The sequence below is a fragment of the Paenibacillus sp. JNUCC32 genome (assembly GCF_014863545.1).
GTDB classification, from domain to species: domain Bacteria; phylum Bacillota; class Bacilli; order Paenibacillales; family Paenibacillaceae; genus Paenibacillus_AQ; species Paenibacillus_AQ lautus_A.
The window spans coordinates 4,863,924-4,890,060 of record NZ_CP062260.1; the positions used below are offsets into that span (position 1 = coordinate 4,863,924).

A 26,137-nucleotide genomic window follows, 5' to 3' on the forward strand; every position below is an offset into this window, starting at 1 on the left:
TTAGCCCACCTTTCCAAGAAGGTATACGACCGAGAAGATGAACACCCATACAACGTCGATAAAGTGCCAGTACATAGCAGACACATAAACCTTAGGTGCTGTAACCACGGTTAACCCTTTTCTGTACAGCTGAGCAATCAACAGGCTGATCCACACGACCCCGAAAGCAACGTGGGCGCCGTGGAAGCCAACCAGCGTATAGAATGCAGACGAGAATGCACTCGTCTTCATGTTAAACGATTCATGCACAACATATTCATAGAATTCATAAATCTCAAGGCCAAGGAATCCAAGACCCAGGACAACGGTCACGATCAGCCACAGCTTCAGCTTCTCGATATTATGACGGTGCAGCGCCTGAATGGCGAACACGCTGGTCAAGGAACTGACAAGCAATATCAGCGTTGCTGCTGCCGTGATCGGCAGTGAGAACAGCTCAGCAGCAGTTGGACCTTCGTTGTTCTGGCCGCGAAGCGCCAGGAACGTTGCAAACAACGTACCGAAGAGCACGGCCTCTCCACCGAGGAAGAGCCAGAAACCAAGAACCTTATTACGGCCTTCGAGTGTTGCCTTCTCGGGCTCGTGAGGAAGTTCGCCGTTTACATGTTCAGCGTGACTCATGCTTTCCCCTCCCCTTCCAGTTCTTCAACTTCGATGTGATATCCATGATCATCGTACAGGGAACGAGCGATCATTGCCGCGAACGTAATCAGAAGACCAACAATCAGAACGATATATTTATTGAAGATTAAGCTCATGAACGAATTCGAGAAGTCTTCCGTGCTAAACATGAAACCAAGACCCGCGATAAACAGACCCAGTGACATCACAAACGGAAGGATGCTTGGCGAAGGCATATGGATCGGACCAACCGGCTCGGATGGTGTCATCTCTTTATTGCCTGCCATCTTCTCTTTCCAGTAAGCGTCAATGCCGCGAACGAGCGGAATTTGCTTAAAGTTGTACTCTGGCGGTGGAGAAGGAATGCTCCACTCGAGCGTGCGTCCATCTTCCCATGGATCCGCTGCAACGCCAACCGGTTTTCTTGTAGTGACGGCAATGTTAGCCAAGAAGAGCAATACGCCGATCCCCATCAAGATTGCACCGATGGTACTGATGAAGTTAAGTTCGTCGAAATTCTGGTTCGGCAAGTACGAGACAATCCGCCGCTGCATACCTAGCAATCCAAGGAAATGCTGTACGAAGAATGTCATGTGGAAGCCGATGGCAAACAACCAGAACGTCCATTTGCCCAACGTTTCGTTCAGCATACGGCCGAACATTTTTGGCCACCAGTAGTGAAGGCCGGCAAACAGACCGAATACCAGACCACCAACGATAACGTAGTGGAAGTGAGCTACAACGAAGTACGTGTCATGGAACTGGAAGTCTGCAGGAGCAGAAGCCAGCATGACGCCGGTAACCCCACCCATTACGAAGGTCGGTACGAAACCGATCGCAAACAGGTTTGCGCTGGTGAAGCGGATTTGGCCGCCCCACATCGTGAAGAGCCAGTTAAAGATTTTGATACCGGTAGGAACGGCGATCAGCATCGTTGCGATGGAGAAGAGCGCATTCGCTACAGGTCCAAGACCTGTCGTAAACATATGGTGAGCCCAAACCATGAAGCCCAAGAAGGCGATCAGGATGGTTGCAAATACCATGGAGCTGTATCCGAACAAACGTTTACGGGAGAATGTAGGGATAACTTCTGAGATAATACCGAACGCCGGCAAAATCAGAATGTAAACTTCAGGGTGACCGAAAATCCAGAAAATATGCTGCCACAATACAGGGCTTCCGCCTGCCGCAACATCAAAGAAATTGGCACCGAGCAAACGGTCAAAGCTGAGCAATACGAGACCTACCGTAATGGCAGGGAATGCGAACAGAATCATGGCCGAAGTGATGAACGCCGTCCATGTAAACATCGGCATTCTCATGAAGGACATGCCAGGCGCACGCATCGTAATGATGGTAGCCAGGAAGTTGATACCACCGATCAACGTACCGAGACCTGCAATCTGAAGTCCTATCGTGTAAAAGTCTACGCCGTGCGTGGACGAATAGTCGTTGGTGGAGAGCGGCGTATAGGACGTCCAGCCCGCATCAGGCGCGCCGCCCATAATCCAGCTCAGGTTAAGCAAAAGTCCACCGAACAAGAACGTCCAAAATCCGAGCGAGTTCAGAAACGGAAACGCGACGTCGCGCGCGCCGATCTGAAGCGGGATGACCGCGTTCATCAAGGCGAAGATAACTGGCATTACGCCAAGGAAGATCATCGTCGTTCCGTGCATTGTAATCAATTCGTTAAATACTTGAGCCGATACCAGATCGTTCATCGGCTTGATCAGCTGCAAGCGAATCAGAATCGCTTCGATACCGCCTATCCCGAAGAAGAAACCACCCGCGATCAGGTATAATATACCGATTTTCTTGTGGTCGACGGTTGTCAGCCAATCCATGATCCCCGTGTAGCGTTTGACGCTATGGCTAGAAGCATGAGCGTGAGCCAAGGTTTGTACCCCCTTTTAAAGTTCTTGCTGTATTAATAATCCAACTTATAATTGGCCAAGTAATCGGCAATCTGCTCGATTTCTTCGTCACTGAAGCCGAGATCCTTCGGATTAGGCATCGTGTTGCCAGGTTTTACAGCCTGAGGCTCCATCAGCCATTCCACCAGGTTGTCTTTCGTCGGCTTAGTGCCTGGTTTGCCGCTTATGTCGTTCAGCAAGATACTCGCAATCGTCTCACGGGATCCAATGCCGGTCAGGTTAGGACCCATCGCTCCGCCTTGGTCGCCCACAGCGTGGCAGGAAAGACAGTTGGTCTTGAATTTCTCGGCGAGTGCCGCATCCGCAGGAAGCACGGCTGGCTCTTTGAATGCCGCCACCCATTTGTCAAATGCCGCATCGTCAACCGCTTTCACCCGGAATTCCATGAAACCGTGGGAAGGACCGCACAACTCCGCGCATTTACCAATGTATGTATCCGCTTTGTCAGCAACCAGAGTCATGTAGTTAACGCTGCCTTCCGTGTTTGTATCCATCTTGCCGCCGAGCGATGGTACCCAGAAGGAGTGAAGCACATCATTCGTTTTTAATTGGAATGCAATCTTCTTGCCTACGGGAACAACCAGCTCTTGAGCCGTTCTTACGCCGTAGTCTGGATAATTGAACTCCCACCAGAACTGGTGAGAAGTAACTTCCACCTTAACTGCATCTGGATTGTTCCAGTCGTTCTCTCCGTAAGCAAATACCTTTTGAATAGTAGGAACTGCAAGCACGAGCACCAAGAGCAGCGGAATCGCCGTCCAAATGATCTCAAGCTTATGGTTACCTTCCACTTGCTCAGGAATTTCATCTTGTCCCTTTTTTCTACGGAATTTAACAAGCACGTATGCGGCAATTCCAAATACCACAACCATTACGACGATCATAATCGAAATGGAGAGCTTAATTAAATCCAGTTGACCTTGTGCTACCGGACCTTGTGGTCTTAAGACCGACAAATCCTCTCGGCCGCAGCCGGATAACACCAAAGCAAACATGGCCATCAAAGGAAGAAGACGCTTTACAGCCTGCCACCGTTTCATCATTGATCTACCCCACTTTTCCGATTTTCGTAGACTACCATCCGGCGCAAACAGCGGTAATCTACCTGCACAATCACGGATGAAGTAATCCTGTCAATTAAAGCAATCACTTATTAAATATAAGTTCATGGGTTGCTTTTGTCAATCATTCACAGGGAGTTCACAAATTGTTCGAAAAGTCGTCAAAGTCGCGCCGTTACTGATTTTGCAATCGCTTTCAAAGCGCACCTTCCACCCCGCGACCCCTCATTCGACATTCTTCACATCCCGTCAACGACAGCCTTCATAGCTATATATACAGTCATTTCCGCCTTTTTGAATCTGTATGCAGCCCTCCCCCCTTTCGACCCTAACAAACATGATGAAGGAGGTGTTCCTCGAAAGCCACAACCGGCCCTGCAAAGAACGCCTCCTATTATTATGGTATATTTTCGGCATCTTAATCCGTCAGAATAACAGCATCTCCACGCGTAATGGCAATCGTATGCTCATACTGGACGCCCACCGATCCATCCGCGCTGGAGATGGTCCAGCCGTCATCCCCCCAGAACACCGCCCCTGAACGGCCCAGGGTAAATACCGGTTCGATGGTAATGACCATGCCTGCTTTGAGTTTGAGGCCCCTTCCGGGATTTCCATAGTTCGGCACATCGGGCGGCTCGTGGATGGCGCGGCCGATGCCATGACCGACAAGCGGTTTGACGATCCCGTAGCCTTCCCTCTCGGCAACCCTTTCGATCGCATGGCCGACGTCACCCAAGGTTGCGCCGTGCCGCGCGGCCTCGATCCCTTTAAACAGAGCTTCGTGCGTATGCTTCATCAGCTGCCTTACTTCCGGGGAAACCTGATCCACCGCATAAGTCCAGCCCGAGTCGGCCAGCCAGCCGTTCTTGTTGACCACCATATCAATGGTGACGACATCCCCGGATTGCAGCGGCCGCTGGTCGGGAAATCCATGGCACACCACCTCGTTGACCGATGCGCAAGTCGCGTAAGGAAAACCTTTGTATCCTTTTTGCTCGGGGAAGGCCCCATTCTTCTCCAGAAACTTCTCGACCCTGGCATCGATCTCGCCGGTCGTGATCCCCGGTTTGATGACTTTCGCTATTTCACGGTGACAGGCGGCCAATATGCGCCCGGCCTCGCGGATATGTCCGATCTCTTCCTTCCGTCTAAGCTGTATCCTCACATCTGCCCACTCCCTTATATCCTTATCGGATCGATTGCTAACAATATATGTAGGGACCGATGCAAAATGCCCCGGGAAGCAGACTTTCCGCGTAACACGAAGACACCATGATTGAAAAATGGCTAAACGCAAAAAAACCGCTTTCGGGACATTTGTCCCAAAAACGGTTTAACCATAGGCGCTAAAATGGTTCATGTCATTAGTCGTTAACAAGGTGAAGATGCGATGCGTCTGTGATATTTCTATAGACCAGGTGCTGTTACAGGTTACGAAACGGAGGAATTCAGCTTGCCAAGTTCATGCTCAACAACAAGAGTAAGCTCTTCTTCGTAGCCCCCCATAATATGGTACTTCCGGACATACTCCTTTACAAATTTTTTCGGATCTTTAGGCCGGAAAATTCGTGTCATTTCCCGCAGACTTTCCTTAACCTCATTGTGACCTTTCGTTGCCATGATGGATCCCTCCCAAAACGTGTGGAATAAATTACTCCGTTTAAAGAGAATGCCGAAAAGATCTACCTCATTAAGTTGAAGCCATATTGCAGTTCTTACGGTGACCATTAGGTTGATATTCAGCAACTTACCAATGCACCTGACACTATACATACCCTAACAGCATGCAACTGAATCATTAATATATTATATCATATTCCTCTGTTTGTTTCATCTTTCCCAAAAATTGTTTTTCTGTACTATGTTTTTTCGCCGCGTCATCGGTTGCGCACAGAATTGGTTAAGATACTTTTAAGCGATCCTGCCGGCTGCAAGCGGCGAATGCCGTCACCTGAATCAAAGATTTGAGAAGATGAGATACAAGGAGGCCGTTATATCATGGTGAAGTCACAGACTATCCTGCATTCCCCCGTTGCCTCAAGCCCGCCTATTCCCGTTGCGGAGCCTGAAGACGCAGGCCTTCGGCGCGACGCGCTCGATCGGGTAGACCTGATCATACAGAAGCAATATCCGAAAATGCGGAGCTTTCTCCTCCTTCATGCCGGCAAACTTATCTACGAACGCTATTACGGCGGCCACGGCATATCCTCGCTGAATGATTTAAGGTCGGCCACCAAGAGTTTTACGTCTGCGCTTTGCGGCATCGCCCTCTCACGCGGGGAGCTGCCTGACCTGAAAGCCTCCGTGACCGATATCTTTCAGCGATACGTTCCCCAGCGAGCTCATCCGTTATTGCGCCACGTGTCCCTTCATCATCTGCTGACGATGACCTCGGGCTTTGCGTGGCAAACCGGTAAAAAGCTCGGGGAACCACTCATCCACCGTTTCCACCGCAACCGGAAATGGACGAGCTTCGCCCTATCCCTCCCTGTCGTCGAACAGGAAATGGGCCGATTCCAATACCGGAGCACCGATTCCCACCTGCTCTCCGTTGCGATTAGCGAGGCCACGGGAATGGACGCCTACACCTATGCCCGGAAATATCTGTTCGAGCCGCTCGGCATTCGCCATGCCGCCTGGTCCCCGAGCCCCGAGGGACACAGCATGGGTCATATCGGCCTGTATCTTACCTCCCGCGACATGGCCAAATTCGGTCAATGCTGCCTGGACGGGGGACAGTGGCAAGGCAAGCCCGTCATTCCTGAAACCTGGCTTAAGCAAGCGCTCACTCCGAAGGTGAAAGGCTATCCGGCTTTCGGCGATTACGGGTTCCAATGGTGGACCGGCATTCAGAACGGATCGGTTTATGCGCTCGCCCACGGCCATGGAGGACAGCAAATCTACCTTTTTCCCCAGTTGGATGCGGTCATCGTATTTACAGCAGACAGTAAGGTCAGCCGCTGGAAGAACCCGCGGGTACTGCTGGAACGCCATATCCTCGAGACCCTGAAATCCGCAGCGGCTTCCGCCGAGTAGCTGGCAAATCGCAAACCTCGTTCTTTCTTCGCAAGAAGCGTTTGTGCCTTTTCCAAGCCCATTCACTGGCTAACATGCAAATTTCGGCGGATAGTCCCCACTCTTTCTGGTTACTTTATGCCATATGAATCATTTCTTAAAATCAAGCTGAGAGGAGCATGCGACATGTCCGGTAAAGACAAGAATCTTCACCCGATTTCGAGAGAAGGGGTTGACGTGGACGGAACGTACACGAATGAATGGGGACGGGAGGAATACCTGAAGCGAGGAGAGGAATTCCCGTTCGATCCGCAGATGGGCTCCACGGAGTGGCGGCTGGCGGAGTATGACTTCGACAACCACCATCAAGGCAGAACAGACGAGCGTCTGGTTCCGAAAGAAAAAGGTCCGGATAAACAGGTGAATGCCGAATCTCCGCTCCGCCATGACGTGGAAGTAGATTAAAGCCCTTGCATACGGCAGCGAAGAGATGATTCATCAGACCTGCTAATAAAAGGGTGATTTGATATGCGAAAATCGAAGCGGCTTCTGCTGTGGCTGATCCCGATCGCCATCGCGGCAGCCTTATGGCTCATAGCTAATGTCGTGGAACCGGAGTATGCCTATGTACCGCCTGCGCATAAATTGGAAAATTCCAATTCCACGCAAATCCAAGTCCGGCAAACCGATGTCATTCGCCAGTATGACCTGTGGGGCAAGACGCTTACGGTCCCGGGAACCGCTTTGCAGGATCAGCACCCCCGTTTGACAGCGGCCAATGGCGCAGTTGAGGTAAACAAAGAGCTGCTTGCCCTGGGGCGCCGCACGATGTATGAGGAATCCTTTGGCAATGAGGTGTTCTTGACCGATATTTTGGGAATCGTCGACGGTCCGATGAAGCTCAAAAACGTTGCTAAAGCCCTTGCCGAGCTGAAAGGACGGGGAACCACCAATTTGCGCGTCGAGCTTGATCAGCATGTGACCATCGGCGGCAAAACTTTCCGCAAGGGGGATAAAATCGATACCGGCTTTGACGTAGCCAAAGGAGCCTATTCCCCCATTGGCGTAACGTTCAAATATGCCGAAGGCAAAACCCGAATCGGCGTTAGCTGCATGGCCTGCCATGCCACCGTGAACCGTGATACGGGAAGGGTCGTGGAGGGCGCGCCCAATTCCGATCTGAACCTCGGTTTAATGCTGGCGTTGGCCCCGAATAGCGCAGCGTATTTCACCCACACGGACGTTGCGAACCTCGTGGATTATGTCAAGAACGGGCAGCGTACCGTCATAAATTCCAAAGGGCAAGCCGAAGCCCTCCCGGATCCCGCCCTGCTGGAAAAAGCCGTTGACGACAATCTGATCAAATGGGCGCCCGGCAATTTCGATACCACCGTCGATAAGGTCAGCGACGTGACCCAAATTCCCGATATGTTTACAAAGGGCGACCATCCGTACAGCTGGAGCGGCTTCGCCATCGCGGGTCCCTTCAAAGGACTCAGCACCTTCAGCAACAATGTTCACGCCCAAAATACGGATACCTTGAGCCAAACCGAGGTCAGCGAGCCGCTAATGGGGATCGACAAAGAGATTTATGTGGGCACCATCCTGCAAAATGCGGCCCATCGCAAGTTCCGCTATGATCCAAGCAGCGGGCTGAAGCCGACCGAATTCTTCGACCGTCTTGACCCGAATCCCGGAACCCCCGGCGTTAATGAGGTCATCAAGATTCCGAACTTCCCCAAGGTTTCGGCCATAGCGCCGAACGGGCTGTATATCAGTTCGCCGGGTTTTAAGGCCGGGGAGCAGGTTAATGCCATGTCCGCTTATCAGAATACCGTCCGTCCGCCTGAAACCGATAAGGCTGAAACTTCCGATGCCAAGACCCTCAGCCTCGGGGCGGAAGTTTTCAAAAAAGCGCAGTGCATCACTTGCCACGCAGGCGACTATTTTACCAACAACCGCATTCTGCGTGCGGCAGAAATCGGCACCGAGCCTGCAAGGGCGAAGGCCTTCCATTTTACGCAGAACGCTTTTGGCGAGGCGGAGTTCTACCCGCCCGACACGCCTGTCCCGATTCCTCCGGACGCCAAGGCGACTAAAGTCCCGCTGGATGGAATAGATCCGGAGCAGATTCAGCTGGGCTTCGGCCATAAATCGGGCGGCGGTTATAAGGTCAAAGGATTGATCGGCCTCCGCTGGTCGGCACCGTATTTGCACGACGGGGGCGTCGCGGTCGGGCCGGAGCTGTCGCAAGCCGGAGTGCCGGCAACGCTTATGAAGGGCATTCACCCGGATCCCTACAACAGCCTGAAAGCCCTGATCGACCGCAAGCTGAGACTGCGGGTCGTTGAGGCGAACCGCAAGGATTCGAGACTCAGGGACACCCACGTCACCGGTCAGGGACATGAGTATTGGGTCGACGAAAGCAGCGGGTTCACGCAGGAGCAGCAGGATGCGCTCGTCAAATATCTGCTCCAATTGAAAATGAAATAAGTCCGGGATATAACCATCATACTTTGTCCCATCGGCTCATAAGGTAAGGTATATAGCTTGCCCTACCCCAGAACCGGTCTAAGACAAGGAGTTGATGAGATGTCCCCTTTCAAATCGTCCACAGGACTTCCCGAGAATCTGGCCGCGACGCTGTGCTATCTTCTTCCCATGGTCGGAGGAATTCTGTTTCTTTCATTAGAAAAGAGAAGCCGATATGTCATATTCCATGCGCTGCAGTCCTTGCTGGCCTTCGGCCTTCTGGCCGTCGCCCACCTGCTGTCGAGCGCGGTGCCCATCATCGGCCTTCTGGCCTCCGCCCTCCTGGCGCTGGTCGGCGTGCTGATGTGGCTGGTGCTTATGTTTAACGCCATTCAAGGAAAATGGTTCAAGCTGCCATGGATCGGCAATTTTGCGGAGAAACAAATGCAGCGCATCTAAAGCTAGGTCATGCAAAAAAACGGCTTCCTCCCATGATTGGGAGGAGCCGTTTTTTTGGGATTAGTCCAAGGCCGAACAGGATCAAAAAAAGCAGCCGGAACTGATCCGGCTGCTTTCGAAGATCATCTTAAGCTGCGTGCCCTTCTGTCGTCTCACCTCGCTCAGTGCGGGTCGGCTTCGTATACTTCAAGCCGTTAAAGATCAGATTCAGCACAATCGCGGTCAAGCTGCCGGCCACGATGCCGTTATCGGCAAGAATGCGCAGGTTGTCGGGCAGGCTGGCGAACAGGCCCGGCACGGTTGTGACGCCAAGACCCATACCAACGGAACACGCGATAATGAACAGATTCTCATGACGGTTAAGGTCTACTTGATCCCCTAACATCCGAATGCCGGAAGAAACCACCATGCCGAACAGGGCAACCATCGCCCCGCCCAGAACCGACGTCGGCACAAGCTGCGTCATGGCGGCAATCTTCGGCACGAATCCGATCAATACAAGCAAACCGCCTGCCACTACGATGACGTCGCGCGTCTTCACGCGGCTCATCTGAATCAAGCCAACGTTTTGGGAGTACGTGGTATAAGGGAACGAGTTGAAAATACCGCCTACCACAATCGCAAGACCCTCCGCGCGGTAACCGCGGGACAAGTCCTTGGAGGTGATGTCGCGATCCACGATTTTGCCAAGCGCCATAAATACGCCCGTCGATTCGGCAACGCTGACGATCGCTACCAGAATCATCGTCATGATCGGAACGATTTTAAACTCCGGCGTACCAAAAAAGAAAGGCTGCGGCGCGCGGAACCAGCCGGCTTCGCGCAATGGGGTAAGATCGACCCCGCCGTATAACGCGGCAACCAGGGTGCCGAGAATGAGACCCAAAAGAACGGAGATCGAACGCAAGAAGCCTTTGGCAAAACGGTTCATGATAATAATGAAGGCAAGAACGCCGAAACCAAGGGAAATGTTGAGCGCGCTGCCGAAATCCTCACTGCCCTGACCGCCGCCAAGGTCATTCAAGGCTACGGGGATCAGCGTCAGACCGATAATCGTAACAACAGAGCCTGTAACGACAGGCGGGAATACCTTAATCAGCTTACCGAATAAACCGGAGAACAGAATGACAAATAAACCGGAAGCGATAATCGCTCCATAAATAGCCGACATGCCGTGCTGCTGTCCGATAATGATCATCGGCCCTACCGCCTGGAACGCGCAGCCAAGCATTACTGGAAGACCGATACCGAAGTACTTGTTGCCGAATACCTGCAGCAGGGTTGCGACCCCGCATGCAAGCAGGTCGATGGCGATGAGATACGTCAGCTGCTCCGTCGTTAAACCGAGTGCACCACCGACGATAAGCGGTACGATGATTGCCCCTGCGTACATTGCCAATACATGCTGCAAACCTAGCGAAAAGGTTTTGCCCGGACTCCGATTTTTATCGAAAATCGGCTCTTGCACCGCTTGTTTCTGTTGTTCCATGGCTTTTTGATTCCCCCCATTAATTTGTTAGCTTTCGTTCTATGCGAATGTCACTACGCCGTCTTCAAGTGATGCAATCCGTACGAGCGATTCTACCCGGTAGCCCGCTTCGGCCAGCAGGCGTCCTCCCGGTTGAAACGCCTTTTCAATGACGATCCCGATGCCCACCACTTCGGCACCCGCCTGCTCGACGATTCGGGCAAGCCCGAATGCCGCCTCGCCGTTGGCAAGGAAGTCATCCACGATCAGTACTTTATCGCCCGGCTTGATGAATTTCTTAGCGACCGTAATTTCGTTGGTCTCCTGCTTCGTGAAGGAGTACACCTTCTCCACGAATATATCCTCACGGAGCGTCAGCGATTTCTGCTTCCGTGCAAAGATGAGAGGCACTTCCATCTCAAGCGCGGTCATGATGCCCGGTGCGATGCCGGAGGATTCGATGGTCAATACGCGAGTCACGTTCGCTTCCTTGAACAATCGCGTAAATTCCTTTCCCACCTCTTTCATCAATACCGGATCCATCTGGTGATTCAGGAACGAATCCACCTTCAGTACCTGTCCGCTTAATACAATGCCTTCCTCTTTCACTTTGTTCTGCAGTAATTGCATGATGCTCCCCCTTAAATTTGTTGTCCGCATTCCAAGCAAAAAAGCCCACTTCCTCCCTTCACCGAATCGCCGGGAAAGAAACAAGTGGGCATAAGCAGCAAAAACGCACCGTTAGCCGTCCGATCAAACGGAATTGACCTGGCTTGTCCGCTGCTGCTATAACCCGTAGTCCAATCATTTCCGGTGATCGGGTAGAGACATGCAGGCCGATTCCTGCACCTATACGAGAAAATGTATGATATCCGAATTCCTTAGAATGCTTACGTATAAATGTTATATTTCCGAATGAATGAAGTATAACGCATTCCCTATGAAAAAATAAAGTGAAAATTTACGGAAATAATAAACTACTGGTCAATTAAAGAAAAAAAAGGCTGCCCCATACGATTAATGGGACAGCCTTCCCTTGCATCAACTTGTAGGTGTCACTTTGATTATCCATTCCAGGGGCTCACCGATGGGCACCGACATATCGCTGTTTATATCAACCAGCTGGATACGGAGCGTATAAGTCCCGACATGAGCTTGCTGCCAGCGGAACAGGATATCGCTCCCATTCCCTCCCAGATCCATATCCCCAGCCGTTAAACCTGCATTTACTCGGTACACCCCTTCACGATCCGGAGTTGCGATCTCATACCCCTCCGTCGGAACCGTTCCCGGCTCATGCGGCTTCATCCGGAATCCGAGTACGCCCAGACTTACCGGCTGACCATGGTCATCGAGAATCGTCAATTCGTAGCCAACCCGGGTATCCTCGCTCAGTCCGTACGCTTTGGAAGAAAACCCCCAATACATATCAAGGGCTGCCGGAAACGGCCCTTCGCCAATGAATTCGAATTGCGAGAAGGGACTGACCTGGATGGAACGGACGCTTTCTCCAAGCACAGTCAATTGGCCTTCCTTGATCTCAAGCAACTCAATCTTCTCCGTATAGCTGCCCGGCTCCAGCAGATCGGCGTAGAACTCCAGCGGAATATCCGGCGAAGCGACCTCGCTTAACTTAAAGCCGATACCATCAACAGACTGCAGCGTAAAGCTTCCCTCTGCGTTGGATTCCACCGTCTGCTCGCCATGACGGACAGGCAGACCCACGACCGGACTTCCATCCCTTGTCAGCGTCACCCTGACTTGAACTTCCATGTCATCGGCATAGCCTTTCGTCTCGAAATGAATGGATCCAAAATAATTGTCTGGGCGGGCCGACAGTTCACTGCTCATATCATCGCTATATATAACCTTCACGAAAGGGTCGGTCACAGGCGGCTCCGTCGTAGGAGGTTCCGTTACCGGAGGCTCAGTCACTGGGGGCTCGGTCACAGGCGGACCGGTTACAGGCGGCGATACGCTGCCTCCTGATCCCGAGCCGCCGCCAGGACTAACCGGCGTCGGCAGCCGAGCGCCTTTCTCCTGCTCCGCCTCTTTCTTGCCCTGGAGAAAGCGTGCCTTCTCCTCTGCGCTTAAGGATTGAAGAAGCTGCTCTTCGGCCTTCTTTTTCATTTCCTCCTGTGCTTTCCTGTTCGCTTCCTCCTGCTGCTCGATCTTTGCCAGCATATCGCCGAGTTTCTCCTGCAGCTGATCCAACTGATTCTGCTGCTGATCTTGCTTCTTCTGTACCTCTTCCTGCTTGCGCTTCAGTGCTTCCAAGCGCGCCTGCTCCAGAGCAGGGTCGAGGCCGGCTTGTTTATCCAAATCTTTCACTTGGCCAAGATCAAATATCTTCCCCGAATCCGGGTTTGCTTCTTTAATCAGTTTATTTAATTCTTCTTGGCTGGCTTTTTTCTTATCAAGCGCCTCTTTCGCGATATTTCCGATGAGGTTATTCAAATTATCCGCGACTTTTGCCAAATCGTCCGGCGATTTCATAATCAAGTCCTGAGTGCCGGTTCCGCTTTGTCCGGACTGTAGTTCTTGCCGCGTCTTCTCGAGAAATTCCTCGTTCTCCCGGTCGATGTCGTTCTTATTCTTAATTATCTGAGCAATGATTCCCGGCGAAGCGTTCCCAATCAAATCCTCAATATCGATGAATTGTACAGGGGGGCGTTCCTCCTGTGAACCGCCCAGCGATATTTGTTGCGCGGGACTAATCATGACCGGGCCGGATGGCAGCAAGGAACCTTCTGTGCCTGCCGGCACCAGCGAAGAGCTGACTTTCCCGCTAGCCGTCACTACGTTTGTCATTCCTGTTAAGGGGTTGACGGTGATTATAAAATGCGTGCCTTGTACGCTATTGTCCGCATAACCGGTCCGCACGTCGAATCGATCCGTCGACCGGGCCAGGTCGGTAACATCATAATAAGCCTGCCCAGCCTCCAGATTCAGCCGAGTTACGTTGGAGATGCCAATCTTGCGAAGCTGCTCGGCCACCAACGTCGTGTCGTTGCCTAACGTAATGACATCTTCCGTATCCAGGATCCGAAGCTTGGCGCCTCCCGTGCCGGAGCCGGTAACAATTTCATCGTCTTCGCCCAGCATCATCCCCTTGTAGGCATCCACCTGCGCATACCCGCCGTAACGGATCTTGGCCGAACCGGTGATTTCCACGATCTGCATGCGTCGCGGCGTAAATTTCGAAGTGCTGAAGCTAACATCCCCCGGCTTCGTTTCCCGTTCAGCCAAATCCCGGATGATAACCAGCTTGCCGCTTTCGTTCCATTGGACATCCTTGCCCATCAGTTCGGCCACCGCTCGCAGCGGAGCCATCATCTGGCCGTTGGCGATATACGGCTCAACCTCCGTCGCCGCTCGGGAAACTTCTTTGCCCGCCTGATCCCGGGTCATATAGGGATCTCCGGCTTGCAGCGTGATAACATCCTCGCCAAGGGTTAATGTCATTTCCTTATTCTTGGCATCATAACTCATACGGGTTCCGAGAAGCGTGCCTAACGTTCTGACAGGCACCACGATCTGGCCCTCTTTCATAACGGCCAAGTCGCCCAGTTGGGCCGCCTGATCTCCGTAAGCTGCGGCGATCCCTTGGCCTGGTTGCCAGGCATCGGGCGTCTTATAGCCGGACCATGCCCGGACGGCCCCATTGCGTTGGTCCGCGATGAACAGCTCCCCACTATCCGAAGCGACGGCAATATCCGCCGGCGCGTTGAATCGGACCTCGCTTTCAATTCCATCCGCGTAACCTCTGGTTCCGCCGGCCATGGTGGATACGCGTTCGTCTTTCAGTTGACGCACGGCATGATTATGGGAATCTGCAATGAGAAGTCCATCCTCCGCGCTCCATGCCAATCCCCGAGGCGAGTTGAAGCGGGCTGCATCCGCAGCTCCGTCCAGATAGCCAGGATCTGCGTATAACGCGTCCTTGGCGTAGCCATCGGATGACGGACCGCTGCCGGCGGCCGTCGAAACGGTCCCTTTCCCGAAATCGATATAGCGGATCGCGTGGTTGCCCGAATCGCTGACATACAAATTGCCTTTACCGTCAAACGCAAGACCTGCCGGCTCGTTAAATTGCGCTTCAGCAAGCGATCCGTTCTTGTAGTCCCCTGCCAAAGCGATGACTCCGGCGCGAACCTGGACAGCACGCGTCGACGGGCTGCCAATCGTCGTTACTTCCCCATCCGGAGAGATCCGCCTAATGACGTGGTTCAGCGTATCCGCCACATACAGAATGCCGTCCTCGGTAACCGCAACGTCCTGCGGCTCGTGGAACAAGGCATCTTGAGTCTTGCCATCCTTCAGCCCCATCCGTCCGTTGCCCGCTATGGTGGTTACTCTGCCCGCTTGATCGATTTTACGAATCGCATGATTGCCTGAATCGGCTATGTACACCTGACCTTTTCCGTCAACGGCAATCCCGGACGGCCGGTTCAAAAACGCAAGCTCGCCCTGGCCATCCAGGAGCCCGCCGATCGGAAGTCCCCCGCCGTCCCGCTTGTAGGACAAGGAGGCACCTGCGAGAATGCTGCTCCTCCCGTCCTTTATTTTGCGAATCACATGGTTCTCCGTATCGGATACGATAACGGAGCCGTCAGGCAGCCAAGCCACACTGCCCGGTTGTCGCAATCCTTCCGAAGCCAGTGACGAGGATAGCCCGGCTGCATGCCCCGGCCCCCCTGCAATCGTAGTCGATTGACCTAAAGGTAATCCGTTGCCGGCGACGAGCCTCTCTTTGCTTGGAAAAGGCGCAGTTGATGCTGCCATGGCGTCGCTTGCTCCCCCAAATACACTCCCCGCAAGGACAGCGGCTAATGCCATCATGCCCATCTTTCTAAACCTAATCGAAACCAAACCCTTAACCCCCCCTATACCTAAGTGATATTTCTAGCAAAAATCTTACAATAATCCGGCCCTATCTGGATACATAATTTTCCCAATATATCTGACATCAAAAAAAGCCACCTCAACGGTAGCTTTCTCCGACAATTTCATCTATTGAAACGTAACATGGATCTGCACGATCTCGGAGCGGGAGCCCAGCCGAATCGGCGGTCCCCAGAAGCCGTAGCCCGAGGACACGATGGAATGCATCCGGCCTTTTTGCAGATATCCCCAATCGTTCTCGAACAGGGCCCTCGTAATCAAATGCGCCGGGAATACCTGACCGCGGTGCGTATGCCCCGACACGATCAGATCAACGCCCTGCTGCTGTGCTTCGTCCAGCGCATTCGGCTGATGATCGAGCAGAAAGACCGGCTTGGATAAATCGGTCCCCTCCATGATCGCGGACAAATCGGCGCGGTCCTGATCCTGCTTATCCCGCCTGCCTACCAGCGTCAAGCCCTCCACCGTCAGTTTCTCATCATACAGCACGGACATGCCGCTGTCCTCAAGAGCCGATATCAGCTCCGTGATCTCCCCTTCGAATCGGTCATGATTGCCAAGCGAAGCATATACGCCATAGGTTGCCTGGATACCGGTCAAAATCCGATCTATCCCCTGGCTTAAATAAGCATCCAGATCATCATCAATAATATCGCCCGGAAACAGCACCAGATCCGGCTTCAAGCCATTGATCTCCTTCACCATGCGCTCAGCGTGCGCCTTGCCTGACAGGACGCCGAAATGCATATCGGACGCCATGACGATATTCAGCTTCTCCATGGTACCCGCATCCTTGTCCACCTGAATATCGTAAGCACGTACGGTTGGACTATAAGCGTTAAAGGAGCCGAAACCGATCGCGATCACCATCAGCACCAGCACGACGGATACCGCCGCCTTCTCCAGCCCGTCTCTTCGCAATGCCGTCATCCTCAGCAGCCATAACACGATGTGCATCAACGGGAGAAGGATAATCAGCACATAAAAAATAGCCATCCAATACGATCCTATAATATTCAGCACGGTTGGATTACCGAAAAACCGTCCTGATATAAACGATGTCGATACCACGGTCAGCACGACTATGTATACCCATTTGAGCGCCATGGACGGCCCCGGCCTCAACCAGCTCCATACGCTTCGGCCAATATAATAAACCAGCAAGCCGTATATCAAAAGCGCCACGATTCCTGCAATAATAAACATCGCCATCCCCTTCCGTACATCCATTATAGCAAGCGGATTTTACAAATCCCAGCGGACATTGGCGGAAGGCGGAGGGCTTATGATCTTCGCATGGTTCTAATAGCATCAAGAAGCCGTTACAAACCCGTGCGTTGTTTCGGCAGCAGCTCGTTCAGCAGCGCCTTCAAATTACGGTCTTCCGTATATCGCTCCTGCCCCATATCCAATTCACTCACGCGTATATACGTATAGCTTTCGGCGCCGTTCTCCGGTTTAAAGAGAAGTTCATCATGCGGGTCAGGCACCACCCGGTACTCCATTTCATGAAACATATCGAGCAGCTGCTCACCTGTAGGAGTCTCTCCCTTATCAACAAAAATCAATCCACGCAGCTTCTTGGGGCCTTCTTTATGTCCGACTGTAAAATGAACGATGCATTCCATGCTCATCCATCTCCCTTCTTGGTTGTTATGTTATCCGTTCACACCCGTCTCATTCATGTTCTCCTGCCATCTCGGCCTTCATTCACGCGGGTTGCCGGTCTTAAGCAAATAAACGCCAAGATGAATCCCGGCGTTCCTAATCATTATGTCTATTCCATTCTACGATGAAACATGATGCTTAACTGTGACAAAAGTCACTTCCGGAAAGGCAATGATCTACAACGTGCCCCTAGGCCGTATTACGATTGGAGTCCCCGTTCACTTCTTCGGGATCGCCTTCATGCCCCGCCAGCGGGCGGGTTATCGATGACGCAGCCAGGTCTTCCTGCTCTTCCTGCTCTTCAGTCTCCGGCTCCGCATTAAGATACTCGCTTTGAATCAGGCCAAAGTGTTCTCCGTAACGCGCTTCCAGCTGCTCGCCCATGTCCTGTTCCAACTGGAACAATACCATCTCCTGGGTAAAATGATGCAAGAGCAGCTCTGCCATGACCGGATGCTCCGTGATGACCGCTCCCGTATCATAGTCCCCGCCGCGCATCCCTAAGATGCACCATTGCCGATCGACGACAAACGAGAACTTCCGGCCACCGGCCCTTCGCTCCGCAAGGTCGCTCCACCCAGGCCACGCCAAAGTTCTTGAGAGTCCCTGATCCGGACCGTCGCAAGCCCACAGCACTTTCACTCCTCTTGCCTCCGCTTCCGCCAGCGGCTCACGGAGCAGCGACGCTTCCTCGCGCCAGACGTCAACGACGATCTCCCGTTTCGCCCGCTTCAGCTCCCGTACAAGCACATCAAGCACCGCCTGATCCCCCTCCATGCTAAGGAAGGGAGCGGCCGTGCCGCTGCTCCGCGGCAGGCTCTTCTCAACAAAAGCGAGGGATGCCTCCACGCGCCCGGATATCATCCGCGTCAATTCCTCCGGCTTCAGCGAACGGTAACGGACAGGTTCCCCGTCCATTCGCTCAAGCGCTCCCTGCCGCTCCAGACGCTGCATGGCCGCATAAACGTTGGAACGCGAAGCGCCCAAACGTTTAGCTACCTCATACCCGCCTGCAGGCCCATGCTCGGCAAGGTCCACCATAATCTTCGACTCAATTTCCGTAAATCCCAAATTGCGCAAATGATGCAGCAATTGTTCCATAATATTAGTCCTCCCATAGATGCTCGAACGCTTGCTCTATCATTCACACTGTCCTTTATTCATCGCGCAAGGGCATGATCGTCCGAATCCCTATCTCTTAAATCTGTTCAGCTCCGCAGCGCGGACACCATTTCGAGCCTTTCGGCAGGTCGACGCTGCAAATTTGGCACTTCACCATGTCGCGGGTCGCTTCATCGTCTCCGACGTAGTCTTGACTTTGATTATTTTCCTGCCAGAAACGAATGCGGCGGTCCAGCTCCAGCTGTCTCTCCCGCTCGCGCTCGAGCTCTTCCCAATGGCGGCGTTCCCTCTCCTGCTCCTCCTGCTCGAGGCGCAGCCGTTCAGGATCAACCTCCGGTTCAGACGACCGCTCGATGATCTCCTCGCGCTGGCGTTCCGGTTCAGGATCATAGAGGTCGGGCTCGTACGGATCCGGATTCGGACGATAATCATAGGTCTGGACATCGTCCTGTTCCTCCTGAATTTCTTCAGCCGCCGCATATTCGCGTTTATCGAACATGCTCTTGCGCTCGGGCTCCCGCGGCTCTTCCGGCGCTGACTCCTCAGGGTCAATCAAATTGGCAAGCTTGTTTCCGCAATACGGGCAGAAATTCGCGTCCAGCGCGACCACGCGTCCGCATTCGCAGACCCGTTCATTCTTGAGCACCGCGATGCGGTTCCGTATCGCTTCGATTTGCTCCTGCAATCCATCGCAGGTTTGCGCGAGCTCGACCATCTCCTTTTCCGCAATCGTCATATCCTGCTGACGGTAGCCCTCATAGAATACTTTACCCATCTGCAAGTAATACGAGTTCTTCTGCTGTTCGATTTCGGAAATTTGGCTGTTGAGCTTATTCACTTCGACCACGTGCTGCGCCTTTTCCGTTGCGCGGTTAGCTCCATCCTTGAGTTTCTGTAAAATCTTCATTTATGAATCCTCCTCTTTCTCATATCCCGATTCACCGGCGGTCCGCCGGCACATTGTCATATCTCTTCATCAAGGTTATAAACGATTTATAGCCAGCCATAAACCGGCTGCCCCATGTTTCTTTGCAGTTCGCAGATTTGCTCATGTGTCATGATATGATCCTCATCGTCCAGTATACTGCCGTCATGGTGATTCTATCATACCAAATTCCTTGCCCCATGTGAAAAAGGAAGCCCCTTCCAACTTCGCTTCTGATTCATCCGGCCCCCGTACGTGTATATGATTAGAAAAATGCACAGTAAGGGGCGGCGGCCGGTTTAAACCCCGTATCCTATTCCGTGCAGCCTTGAGCTGCCGAAGTCTGGAGGGATTTATCATGACAAACGATAAAAAGACGTATTATGTTTCAGTCAATCACAACCTGATCCAGGATGTACCGAACGATACGAACGAATATGTCGTATATATGGATGATGAAGAGGTCTCGAAGCTGAGGGGGCTGCTCCATGAGGTCAGCAGCAGCGACCGGTATGCTTTTAAACGGACGTTCGTCCCATATAAATCGGCAGATCATGACGATGCCGCCGAGGAATACGATGAACGGACGATTAATCTTTACACCTTTCTCCATGAACATGGGGATGAACGCACCCGCAAAACCATCGAGGATATGAACATCATCGGCAAGCTGAACGATACCGGCTACGACGATCCCGGTTATGAAGACTCGCCACTGAATAAGTAATCCGAATGCTTCAGTCCAAAAACAAAGGAATCCCGGAGCGAGCCGCTCCGGGATTCCTTTGTATAACTAGAACATCGCCCGGTCTTGCGCAGGTCCTGTTCTACTTTATAGATTCGCAAGCCGCGGTACAAGGATAAAAAGTCCCGTTTATCCTACGACTATTAGCACAGCTTACAGTTTAATGTTCGCTTCGTCGAAATACTCCTCCAGCGTCAGGCCGCTGTCGGCGATATCCGGTGCCAAATCCTTTCCTACGTAACGGATATGCCAAGGCTCGTATACATAGCCGGTAATATCCTCGGCCCCTTCCGGATAACGAATGATAAAGCCGAATTCCGGCGCGCGGCTCGCCAGCCACTGTCCTTCCTCCGTATGGCCGAACGTTTCCTCCAGCGCATTGCCCGCGCTAGGGCTGGATACGTCGATGGTCAGGCCGGTTTGATGCTCGCTCGTACCCGGCACAGCGCTTACGCGGTTAGCCTCGGCTTCCCCCTTGGTACGAACATTGTTCTCATATATGGTTTTTTGGCGGGCATAAGAACGGTATCCCGATACGGCCCGAAGCTCGATGCCGTCCGCTTTGGCCGCGTCGAACAATTCCTCGAGTGCGTCCGCCGCTTCTTGTCTCAGGTGCCGTTTCTCGTGCGGCTCATCAAAAGAAAACGGAACATCCGGCTCTACAAGATCGCTCGGCTCATAACCGTCCGGCAAGCTGCGCTGCTTGTTCACGACTACCGTCACGGCCTCCGCATTGGTCACGACCTGCTTGCCCCCGCTCTCCTGGATGGTGGCCTGGAGTGCATTCTCGCTGCGCTTTGCCATGACCGGATCCGCCGGCTGATTCTCAGCCCCCGTTTCCCCGTTCTCCGATCCGCCTTCAGGAAGCGTGCTGCCTTCCTGGCCCTCGGCCGGCGACTGCAATTCCTGCCCCTGTTCCTTGCCGGAGCCGGCATCGTCGGATTGGCATCCCGCCAGAATGGCCCCTGCTAACAGCAGGGATGACAGCATTACGCTTGTAAACCGGATTCCTCTTCCCGAAAATGCATTCATCTCTGCTACTTCCTTTCCCACAGTTTGTCCTGCCCCCATTGTACCCTATTCGGAATAAACAGGACAAACGAGCCGCTGACGAATCATGACGGATTTACACCGTTTACGTCAGGTATTCGGCAGCTTGCCTCGATTTACGGCGCTGCTCTTATCGAATTCCATACCATTCTGCAATGGATGTCCAAGCTATGGCGAAGGCGGCTCCAAGCTGCGGCGCTTCTGGTCCGCTTGCTTGGCCGCCCCGCGAGCGATCAGGGCAAGCGCTTTGGACGCGCCGCGAACGCCCGGCAGCAAGCCTGTCCAGTCGCCCGCCGGGCCGAGCTGATCCGCCGGAGGCGGCGGCGACAGCTGCACCGCCAGCTCGCTAAGCTGCGGGCCGGGCCGGTGCAAGCGGCCCTCGGCCGCCGCTTCGGCCACCCATTCGCCCGGAGAAGGACCGGACGGTCCCTTCTCCTTCGCGCGGGCGGCCGACTCCGCGGCAGAGCCGCCTGCCGGCAGCGGGGCTGCTTTGGCCCAGGCGTCGAAGACGCCGGCCAGCAGCGCTTCCCGCGGCAGCCCTAGCAGCGTCAGCTGCTGGAGCGGCTCTGCTGCTAGACGCCGGGCTGCGGCAGCCAGCAAGGCTGCGGCATGCCCGCAAGCCGCTCGGCCGCATGTGCAGCGCGCTTCGGCGGCAAGCTCTCCGCCCCGCAGGGGGGATGGCGCCAGTTCATCCAGCCAAGGGGCGTCCTGACCTGCAAGCAGGCGGTACAGCGCCTGCGGGTCTTTCTCCAGATAAGCCAGAACCGCCTCGCGGGCGGCAGGATCCAGTTTCTCCACCTGAACGCTGACCTCATAAGTCTCCGAAGATTCGATGTCTCCATCCGCTTTTCCCTTCAACCATCCCGGTTCGATCTCGAGTCTGAGCCCTTCGGCTAATCCCGCAGTTTCCATAGCCCGCACCTCCTTACATTCCATTCGCGTACCGGTACGCCTGGTAGGCATGATGCCATCCGCGGACCGGCATTTTCGGTTACATCCAATCCTGCTCCTGAAGCTCGATCAGCTGGCGGAGCTCGCCGTCCGACATCTCCGTCAGCCAGGTTTCGCCCGACCCGACCACCTGCTCGGACAACGCCTTCTTCTGTTCGATCAGCTCGTCGATCCTCTCCTCCAGCGTTCCCTGGGAAATCAGCTTGTGCACCTGAACGTTGCGGTTCTGCCCGATCCGGAATACGCGGTCCGTCGCCTGATTCTCGACCGCCGGGTTCCACCATCGGTCATAGTGGAGCACATGGTTCGCACGGGTCAAATTCAGGCCTACGCCACCGGCTTTCAACGACAGGACAAAGAACTCCGTCCCCTCGCCTGCCTGGAACGCCCGTACCATCTCATCCCGTTCGCGTTTTTGCACCCCTCCATGAAGGAAATACGGCTGTTTTCCGTATTTACGTCCAAGCATGCTCACCAACAGCTCGCCCATGCCCACATACTGGGTAAAGATCAGCGCCGATTCTCCCACATCAGCGATGCTGTCCAGAATTTCGAGCATGCGCTCCATCTTGCCGGAGGACTCGGGACGCACAGCGCGTCCATCGTCGCGTCGAAGCAGCTGCGGATGATCGCATATCTGCTTCAGCTTGGTGAGGGATGAAAGCACAAGCCCCTTGCGCGCCATGCCCGTCCGGCTCTCGATCTGTCCCATCATCTCGTCGACGACGGCTTGATACATCGCGCCTTGAACCTCGGTCAGCGGACAATACGATTTCAGTTCCAGCTTCTCCGGCAGATCCTTGCGGATGTCCGGATCGCTCTTGAGTCTGCGCAGCATGAATGGAGAAACCAGCTTGTGAAGCTCCCGGAATCTCTCCTGCTGCCCTTCGCCCGGCGCATAGCGCTGACGGAAGCTGTTAAACGATCCGAGATATCCCGGATTGAGAAAATGGAAGATCGACCACAGCTCCGCCAGACGGTTCTCCACCGGCGTCCCCGTCATCGCAATGCGGTGCGGCGCGGATAATTTCATGACGCTCTGCGCCTGCTTCGTACGATAATTTTTAATATACTGGGCTTCATCGAGCACCACGCTCGACCACTGGATCGCGGATAAGTCCCCGCCGTCTCTTCCGGCCAAGTGATACGTCGTCAGCACGATATCATGATCGGCCGCCTCCTGCAGGAAATCGTCTCCGCGCAGACGGCGGACGCCGTGGTGCACATGCAAGGTCAGATCCGGCGCAAATCGCTGAATCTCCCGCTGCCAGTTACCCAGAAGCGAGGTCGGGCAAATGATCAGCACCGGGTCTCCCGCGGCTTCGGTATTGAGGCGCTCCAGCAGGCAAGTGATGACCTGCACCGTTTTTCCAAGCCCCATATCGTCGGCAAGGCAAACGCCAAAACCCAAATCGCGCATCACGCTTAGCCACTGATATCCCCGCTCCTGATACGGCCTCAACTCTCCGTGAAGCGAGGAAGGGATCGGGCGGGACGGAAGCTTGCGCACCGTTTCCCCGTCCAGCAGGGAGGACAGCAGGCCCGTTGTCTCCACTTCTTCGATGAAAAGCCCCTTCCACAAGCGTTCTCCATCCATTTCGGCGCTCAGGTGCATCCATTCGGCAAGCTCCATCTCGCCCTTCTCATGGCGTTTCATGAAGCGCAGCACCTGATTGATCTCCTTCAAATCCACCTCAACCCATTCCCCGCGGAACTGGACGTAAGGCAGATTCTGTTCGGCCAAAAATTTCAATTCCTCTCGCGTCAGGGTATGGCCGCCCATCGCGGCGGATATTTGGAAACTGACCAGATGCTCCATTCCGAGCACCGGCGTCGACTGTGCTTCGCCTGACGATCTTGCATCCGGCATCATTTTGAGGGATAAGCCGACGCGGCGGCGTCCTTCCCTGCTCCAGCGGGACGGCATTTGAACCGTAACGCCGCTCGCCGTTAATCTCGGAACCGATTCCTTCATGAACGTCGACAACCGCTCCAGCGGCAGGGTGACGCTCTCCGGAGCGCGCCCGTACAAGCCTTCCGCCAGCTCGGGAGCCAGCGCCGCGGCTTCTCCCAGCCTCATGAGCAGCTGCAGCTGGGCCCCAGCATACATCCGTCCGCGCAGCAGCTGATCGGATTCCGGACTTCCCCATACGCTCCGGACCGGCATCAATAAGCCTTCATCCTCCTGGCTTCGTGCCCAGAAGGTTACCTTCCAGTCCTTCCGGCTCTCTTCCAGCGGCGGTTCGAGCCGCAGCCCAAGGGCAAGGGTTCCGTTCTCAGGAGGCTGATCCTCCCCGCCGGCGTAAGGGAACACGGTCCCCCCGACCCGTTCTACGGCTTCCTCCAGCTCGCCCACTTCCTCCGCCGTTCCTTGAATGGGAATATCCCGACTGACCGTCAACAGACTGTTCCACCACAGCTCGGTAAGCGGGGATTGTCCCCGCCGGTAGTTCGCCAGATAGGCCTTCAGCTTGTCCTCCGATTCGCGGACGGCAGCCCTGGCTTGACTGTCGATCACGCCGCACAGGAAAGAATACAGCACGATCGCCCCCGCTTCCTCCCGCGTGGAAGGATCGGTTCCGGCAAGCGCTGCAGGCGTCCCGATGGCAATAGGAGGAATATTCGCCGCCAGCTGCAGAAAACGGGCCGTATCCTCGGTATTCAGCTGCGGTTTCCATACCGCTTTTATCGTGTGCATCGACGTTTTGCGCCTTCCGGCGGAAGGCACCTCCGCCGTCCCTGGTGCAAACCTCCCCTGCAATAACAGCTCCAATGCGAATCTGCTCGCTTGCACCCAATATTCCATTTCTTCGCCGACGGCCAAACCCTGAGCTTGGGTATGCTCGGGATCCAGCGAAACCAGCATGGAGAATGCGTCTCCCGGTGTCAGCGCAAGCCCTTCCATCGTCCGTCCGCCAAGCGTCTTCCGTTCCGGACGCCGCGCGCTTTTCGATCCGAGGACTTTGGCCGGATATCTGAGCTCGGCAAGCCGGAGGGAAGCGTTAGCGAAGGGACGGGTTCCATCCGGTTTGCGAAAGGTTCGGACCACTCTGCTCCATGCATCCACTCGGGGCTCCGAAACCTCACCGGAAAAACAAAAGAATACGTCACCTAACCATACGCCATAGAGCGGTTGATTCATCGTTGTCTCCCGTCTTTTCCTGCTTTATAGATATTATTACTATCTTATACGATAGCAACCTAATTTCAAAACGATACGGATTATGGCCATCGCCAAAATAACGTCAACCTTTATCATACCATGTATTTACTATTTCGTTATGATCTATGTATTGCATAGCGAATTCTTCTATTATATAGAGTAATGAAAAATCCTTGTTCTTATGCAGTCTCCCGTTGATTCTTGCCGCCCAAATTTTCGAAGCGTGCATTTTTTATGCGACCCTTCCGCTGATCCGGCGTATGTAGATCATACATTAAGAGTTCGGGAGGTCTTGCATTTATGAGTTTTATAGGCTTTGGTATTTTCGGGATTGCGGCTTTATTGCTGGGATTGTTCTTCTTTCTTCTTCACATTGCCGTCTGCGTATGGGGTTATAACGATGCCCGGCGGAAAGGGCGCAGTCCCGAGTTCGCGATTCTTGTTGTGCTGGGTTTATTGTTCTTCCCTGTGGTAGGTCTTATTATTTACCTGCTGATTCGCAATAATTATTAGCCCCCACAACAAAAAGACGGTGCAGGTTCGTCCTGCACCGTCTTTTTTGACGTCCATAATCA

The 26,137-nt window shown here is 53.8% G+C and carries 21 protein-coding genes and 1 riboswitch; of the genes, 6 read left to right on the forward strand and 15 right to left on the reverse strand.

Features of this window, described 5'->3' with window-relative positions; translation table 11 throughout:
- From JNUCC32_RS21580 to JNUCC32_RS21600, 5 genes are all read right to left on the reverse strand, one after another.
- Positions 1-621 carry a cytochrome (ubi)quinol oxidase subunit III gene (locus tag JNUCC32_RS21580; protein ID WP_009590523.1) on the reverse strand — a complete coding sequence of 207 codons (621 nt, stop codon included), beginning with the start codon at positions 619-621 and terminating at the stop codon, positions 1-3.
- A complete protein-coding gene (ctaD, locus tag JNUCC32_RS21585; protein WP_374705894.1) occupies positions 618-2,465 on the reverse strand; it encodes a cytochrome c oxidase subunit I in 1,848 nt (615 codons plus the stop codon). Before ctaD ends, JNUCC32_RS21580 begins: the two co-directional genes overlap by 4 nt.
- 83 nt (positions 2,466-2,548) lie before the next feature.
- The gene (gene coxB / locus JNUCC32_RS21590) at positions 2,549-3,598 is read right to left on the reverse strand and encodes a cytochrome c oxidase subunit II (protein WP_009590534.1); all 1,050 of its coding nucleotides are present in this window, start codon (positions 3,596-3,598) and stop codon (positions 2,549-2,551) included.
- A gap of 436 nt (positions 3,599-4,034) precedes the next feature.
- Positions 4,035-4,784, reverse strand: a complete 750-nt coding sequence (map, locus tag JNUCC32_RS21595) for a type I methionyl aminopeptidase (RefSeq protein ID WP_192569797.1) — start codon at positions 4,782-4,784, stop codon at positions 4,035-4,037.
- Between the two features lie 266 nt (positions 4,785-5,050).
- Positions 5,051-5,239 (reverse strand): hypothetical protein, encoded by a 189-nt coding sequence (locus JNUCC32_RS21600; RefSeq protein WP_006208082.1) that lies wholly within the window; start codon positions 5,237-5,239, stop codon positions 5,051-5,053.
- Between the two features lie 378 nt (positions 5,240-5,617).
- Between JNUCC32_RS21600 and JNUCC32_RS21605 the strand changes: the two genes are divergently transcribed.
- From JNUCC32_RS21605 to JNUCC32_RS21620, 4 genes are all read left to right on the forward strand, one after another.
- Positions 5,618-6,655, forward strand: a complete 1,038-nt coding sequence (locus tag JNUCC32_RS21605) for a serine hydrolase domain-containing protein (protein WP_192569798.1) — start codon at positions 5,618-5,620, stop codon at positions 6,653-6,655.
- A gap of 165 nt (positions 6,656-6,820) precedes the next feature.
- Positions 6,821-7,099, forward strand: a complete 279-nt coding sequence (locus JNUCC32_RS21610; RefSeq protein ID WP_009590511.1) for a hypothetical protein — start codon at positions 6,821-6,823, stop codon at positions 7,097-7,099.
- A gap of 63 nt (positions 7,100-7,162) precedes the next feature.
- Positions 7,163-9,127 carry an electron transport protein gene (locus JNUCC32_RS21615; protein ID WP_192569799.1) on the forward strand — a complete coding sequence of 655 codons (1,965 nt, stop codon included), beginning with the start codon at positions 7,163-7,165 and terminating at the stop codon, positions 9,125-9,127.
- Positions 9,128-9,226: 99 nt separating this feature from the next.
- A complete protein-coding gene (locus tag JNUCC32_RS21620) occupies positions 9,227-9,565 on the forward strand; it encodes a DUF4870 domain-containing protein (protein WP_009593435.1) in 339 nt (112 codons plus the stop codon).
- 127 nt (positions 9,566-9,692) lie between these two features.
- Here JNUCC32_RS21620 and JNUCC32_RS21625 read toward each other — a convergent pair whose 3' ends face one another.
- The 7 genes from JNUCC32_RS21625 to JNUCC32_RS21655 form a co-directional block, all read right to left on the reverse strand.
- On the reverse strand, positions 9,693-11,054 hold the full coding sequence (locus JNUCC32_RS21625; protein ID WP_192569800.1) for a nucleobase:cation symporter-2 family protein: 1,362 nt from the start codon (positions 11,052-11,054) through the stop codon (positions 9,693-9,695).
- A gap of 39 nt (positions 11,055-11,093) precedes the next feature.
- The gene (locus JNUCC32_RS21630; protein WP_009593434.1) at positions 11,094-11,663 is read right to left on the reverse strand and encodes a xanthine phosphoribosyltransferase; all 570 of its coding nucleotides are present in this window, start codon (positions 11,661-11,663) and stop codon (positions 11,094-11,096) included.
- A 146-nt stretch (positions 11,664-11,809) separates the two neighbouring features.
- A riboswitch (purine riboswitch) is annotated at positions 11,810-11,910 on the reverse strand.
- 164 nt (positions 11,911-12,074) lie between these two features.
- Entirely contained in the window at positions 12,075-15,818 is a 3,744-nt protein-coding gene (locus JNUCC32_RS21635) for a stalk domain-containing protein (RefSeq protein WP_228468799.1), read from the reverse strand.
- A 228-nt stretch (positions 15,819-16,046) separates the two neighbouring features.
- Positions 16,047-17,144, reverse strand: coding sequence for a metallophosphoesterase (locus JNUCC32_RS21640; protein WP_192569802.1), 1,098 nt, complete (start codon positions 17,142-17,144; stop codon positions 16,047-16,049).
- Positions 17,145-17,260: 116 nt separating this feature from the next.
- Positions 17,261-17,572 (reverse strand): hypothetical protein, encoded by a 312-nt coding sequence (locus tag JNUCC32_RS21645; protein ID WP_228468800.1) that lies wholly within the window; start codon positions 17,570-17,572, stop codon positions 17,261-17,263.
- Positions 17,573-17,795: 223 nt separating this feature from the next.
- Positions 17,796-18,707, reverse strand: a complete 912-nt coding sequence (locus JNUCC32_RS21650) for a TrmB family transcriptional regulator (protein ID WP_012818904.1) — start codon at positions 18,705-18,707, stop codon at positions 17,796-17,798.
- A gap of 97 nt (positions 18,708-18,804) precedes the next feature.
- Entirely contained in the window at positions 18,805-19,635 is an 831-nt protein-coding gene (locus JNUCC32_RS21655) for a zinc ribbon domain-containing protein (protein WP_096777099.1), read from the reverse strand.
- A gap of 376 nt (positions 19,636-20,011) precedes the next feature.
- Here JNUCC32_RS21655 and JNUCC32_RS21660 point away from each other — a divergent pair, with 376 nt between their 5' ends.
- Positions 20,012-20,380, forward strand: a complete 369-nt coding sequence (locus JNUCC32_RS21660) for a hypothetical protein (RefSeq protein ID WP_012818902.1) — start codon at positions 20,012-20,014, stop codon at positions 20,378-20,380.
- 171 nt (positions 20,381-20,551) lie between these two features.
- On the opposite strand, the gene JNUCC32_RS21665 is transcribed toward JNUCC32_RS21660, so the two are convergent.
- The 3 genes from JNUCC32_RS21665 to JNUCC32_RS21675 all read right to left on the reverse strand — a co-directional run bounded on the left by JNUCC32_RS21665 (position 20,552) and on the right by JNUCC32_RS21675 (position 25,541).
- Positions 20,552-21,430: a M15 family metallopeptidase gene (locus JNUCC32_RS21665; RefSeq protein WP_036664536.1), complete on the reverse strand. Its 879-nt coding sequence runs from the start codon at positions 21,428-21,430 to the stop codon at positions 20,552-20,554.
- Positions 21,431-21,616: 186 nt separating this feature from the next.
- Positions 21,617-22,360, reverse strand: coding sequence for a hypothetical protein (locus JNUCC32_RS21670; RefSeq protein WP_192569803.1), 744 nt, complete (start codon positions 22,358-22,360; stop codon positions 21,617-21,619).
- Positions 22,361-22,439: 79 nt separating this feature from the next.
- A complete protein-coding gene (locus JNUCC32_RS21675) occupies positions 22,440-25,541 on the reverse strand; it encodes a DEAD/DEAH box helicase (protein WP_192569804.1) in 3,102 nt (1,033 codons plus the stop codon).
- A 321-nt stretch (positions 25,542-25,862) separates the two neighbouring features.
- On the opposite strand from JNUCC32_RS21675, the gene JNUCC32_RS21680 reads away from it, so the two are divergent.
- The gene (locus JNUCC32_RS21680) at positions 25,863-26,075 is read left to right on the forward strand and encodes a PLDc N-terminal domain-containing protein (protein WP_096777103.1); all 213 of its coding nucleotides are present in this window, start codon (positions 25,863-25,865) and stop codon (positions 26,073-26,075) included.
- The last annotated feature ends 62 nt before the right edge of the window (positions 26,076-26,137 follow it).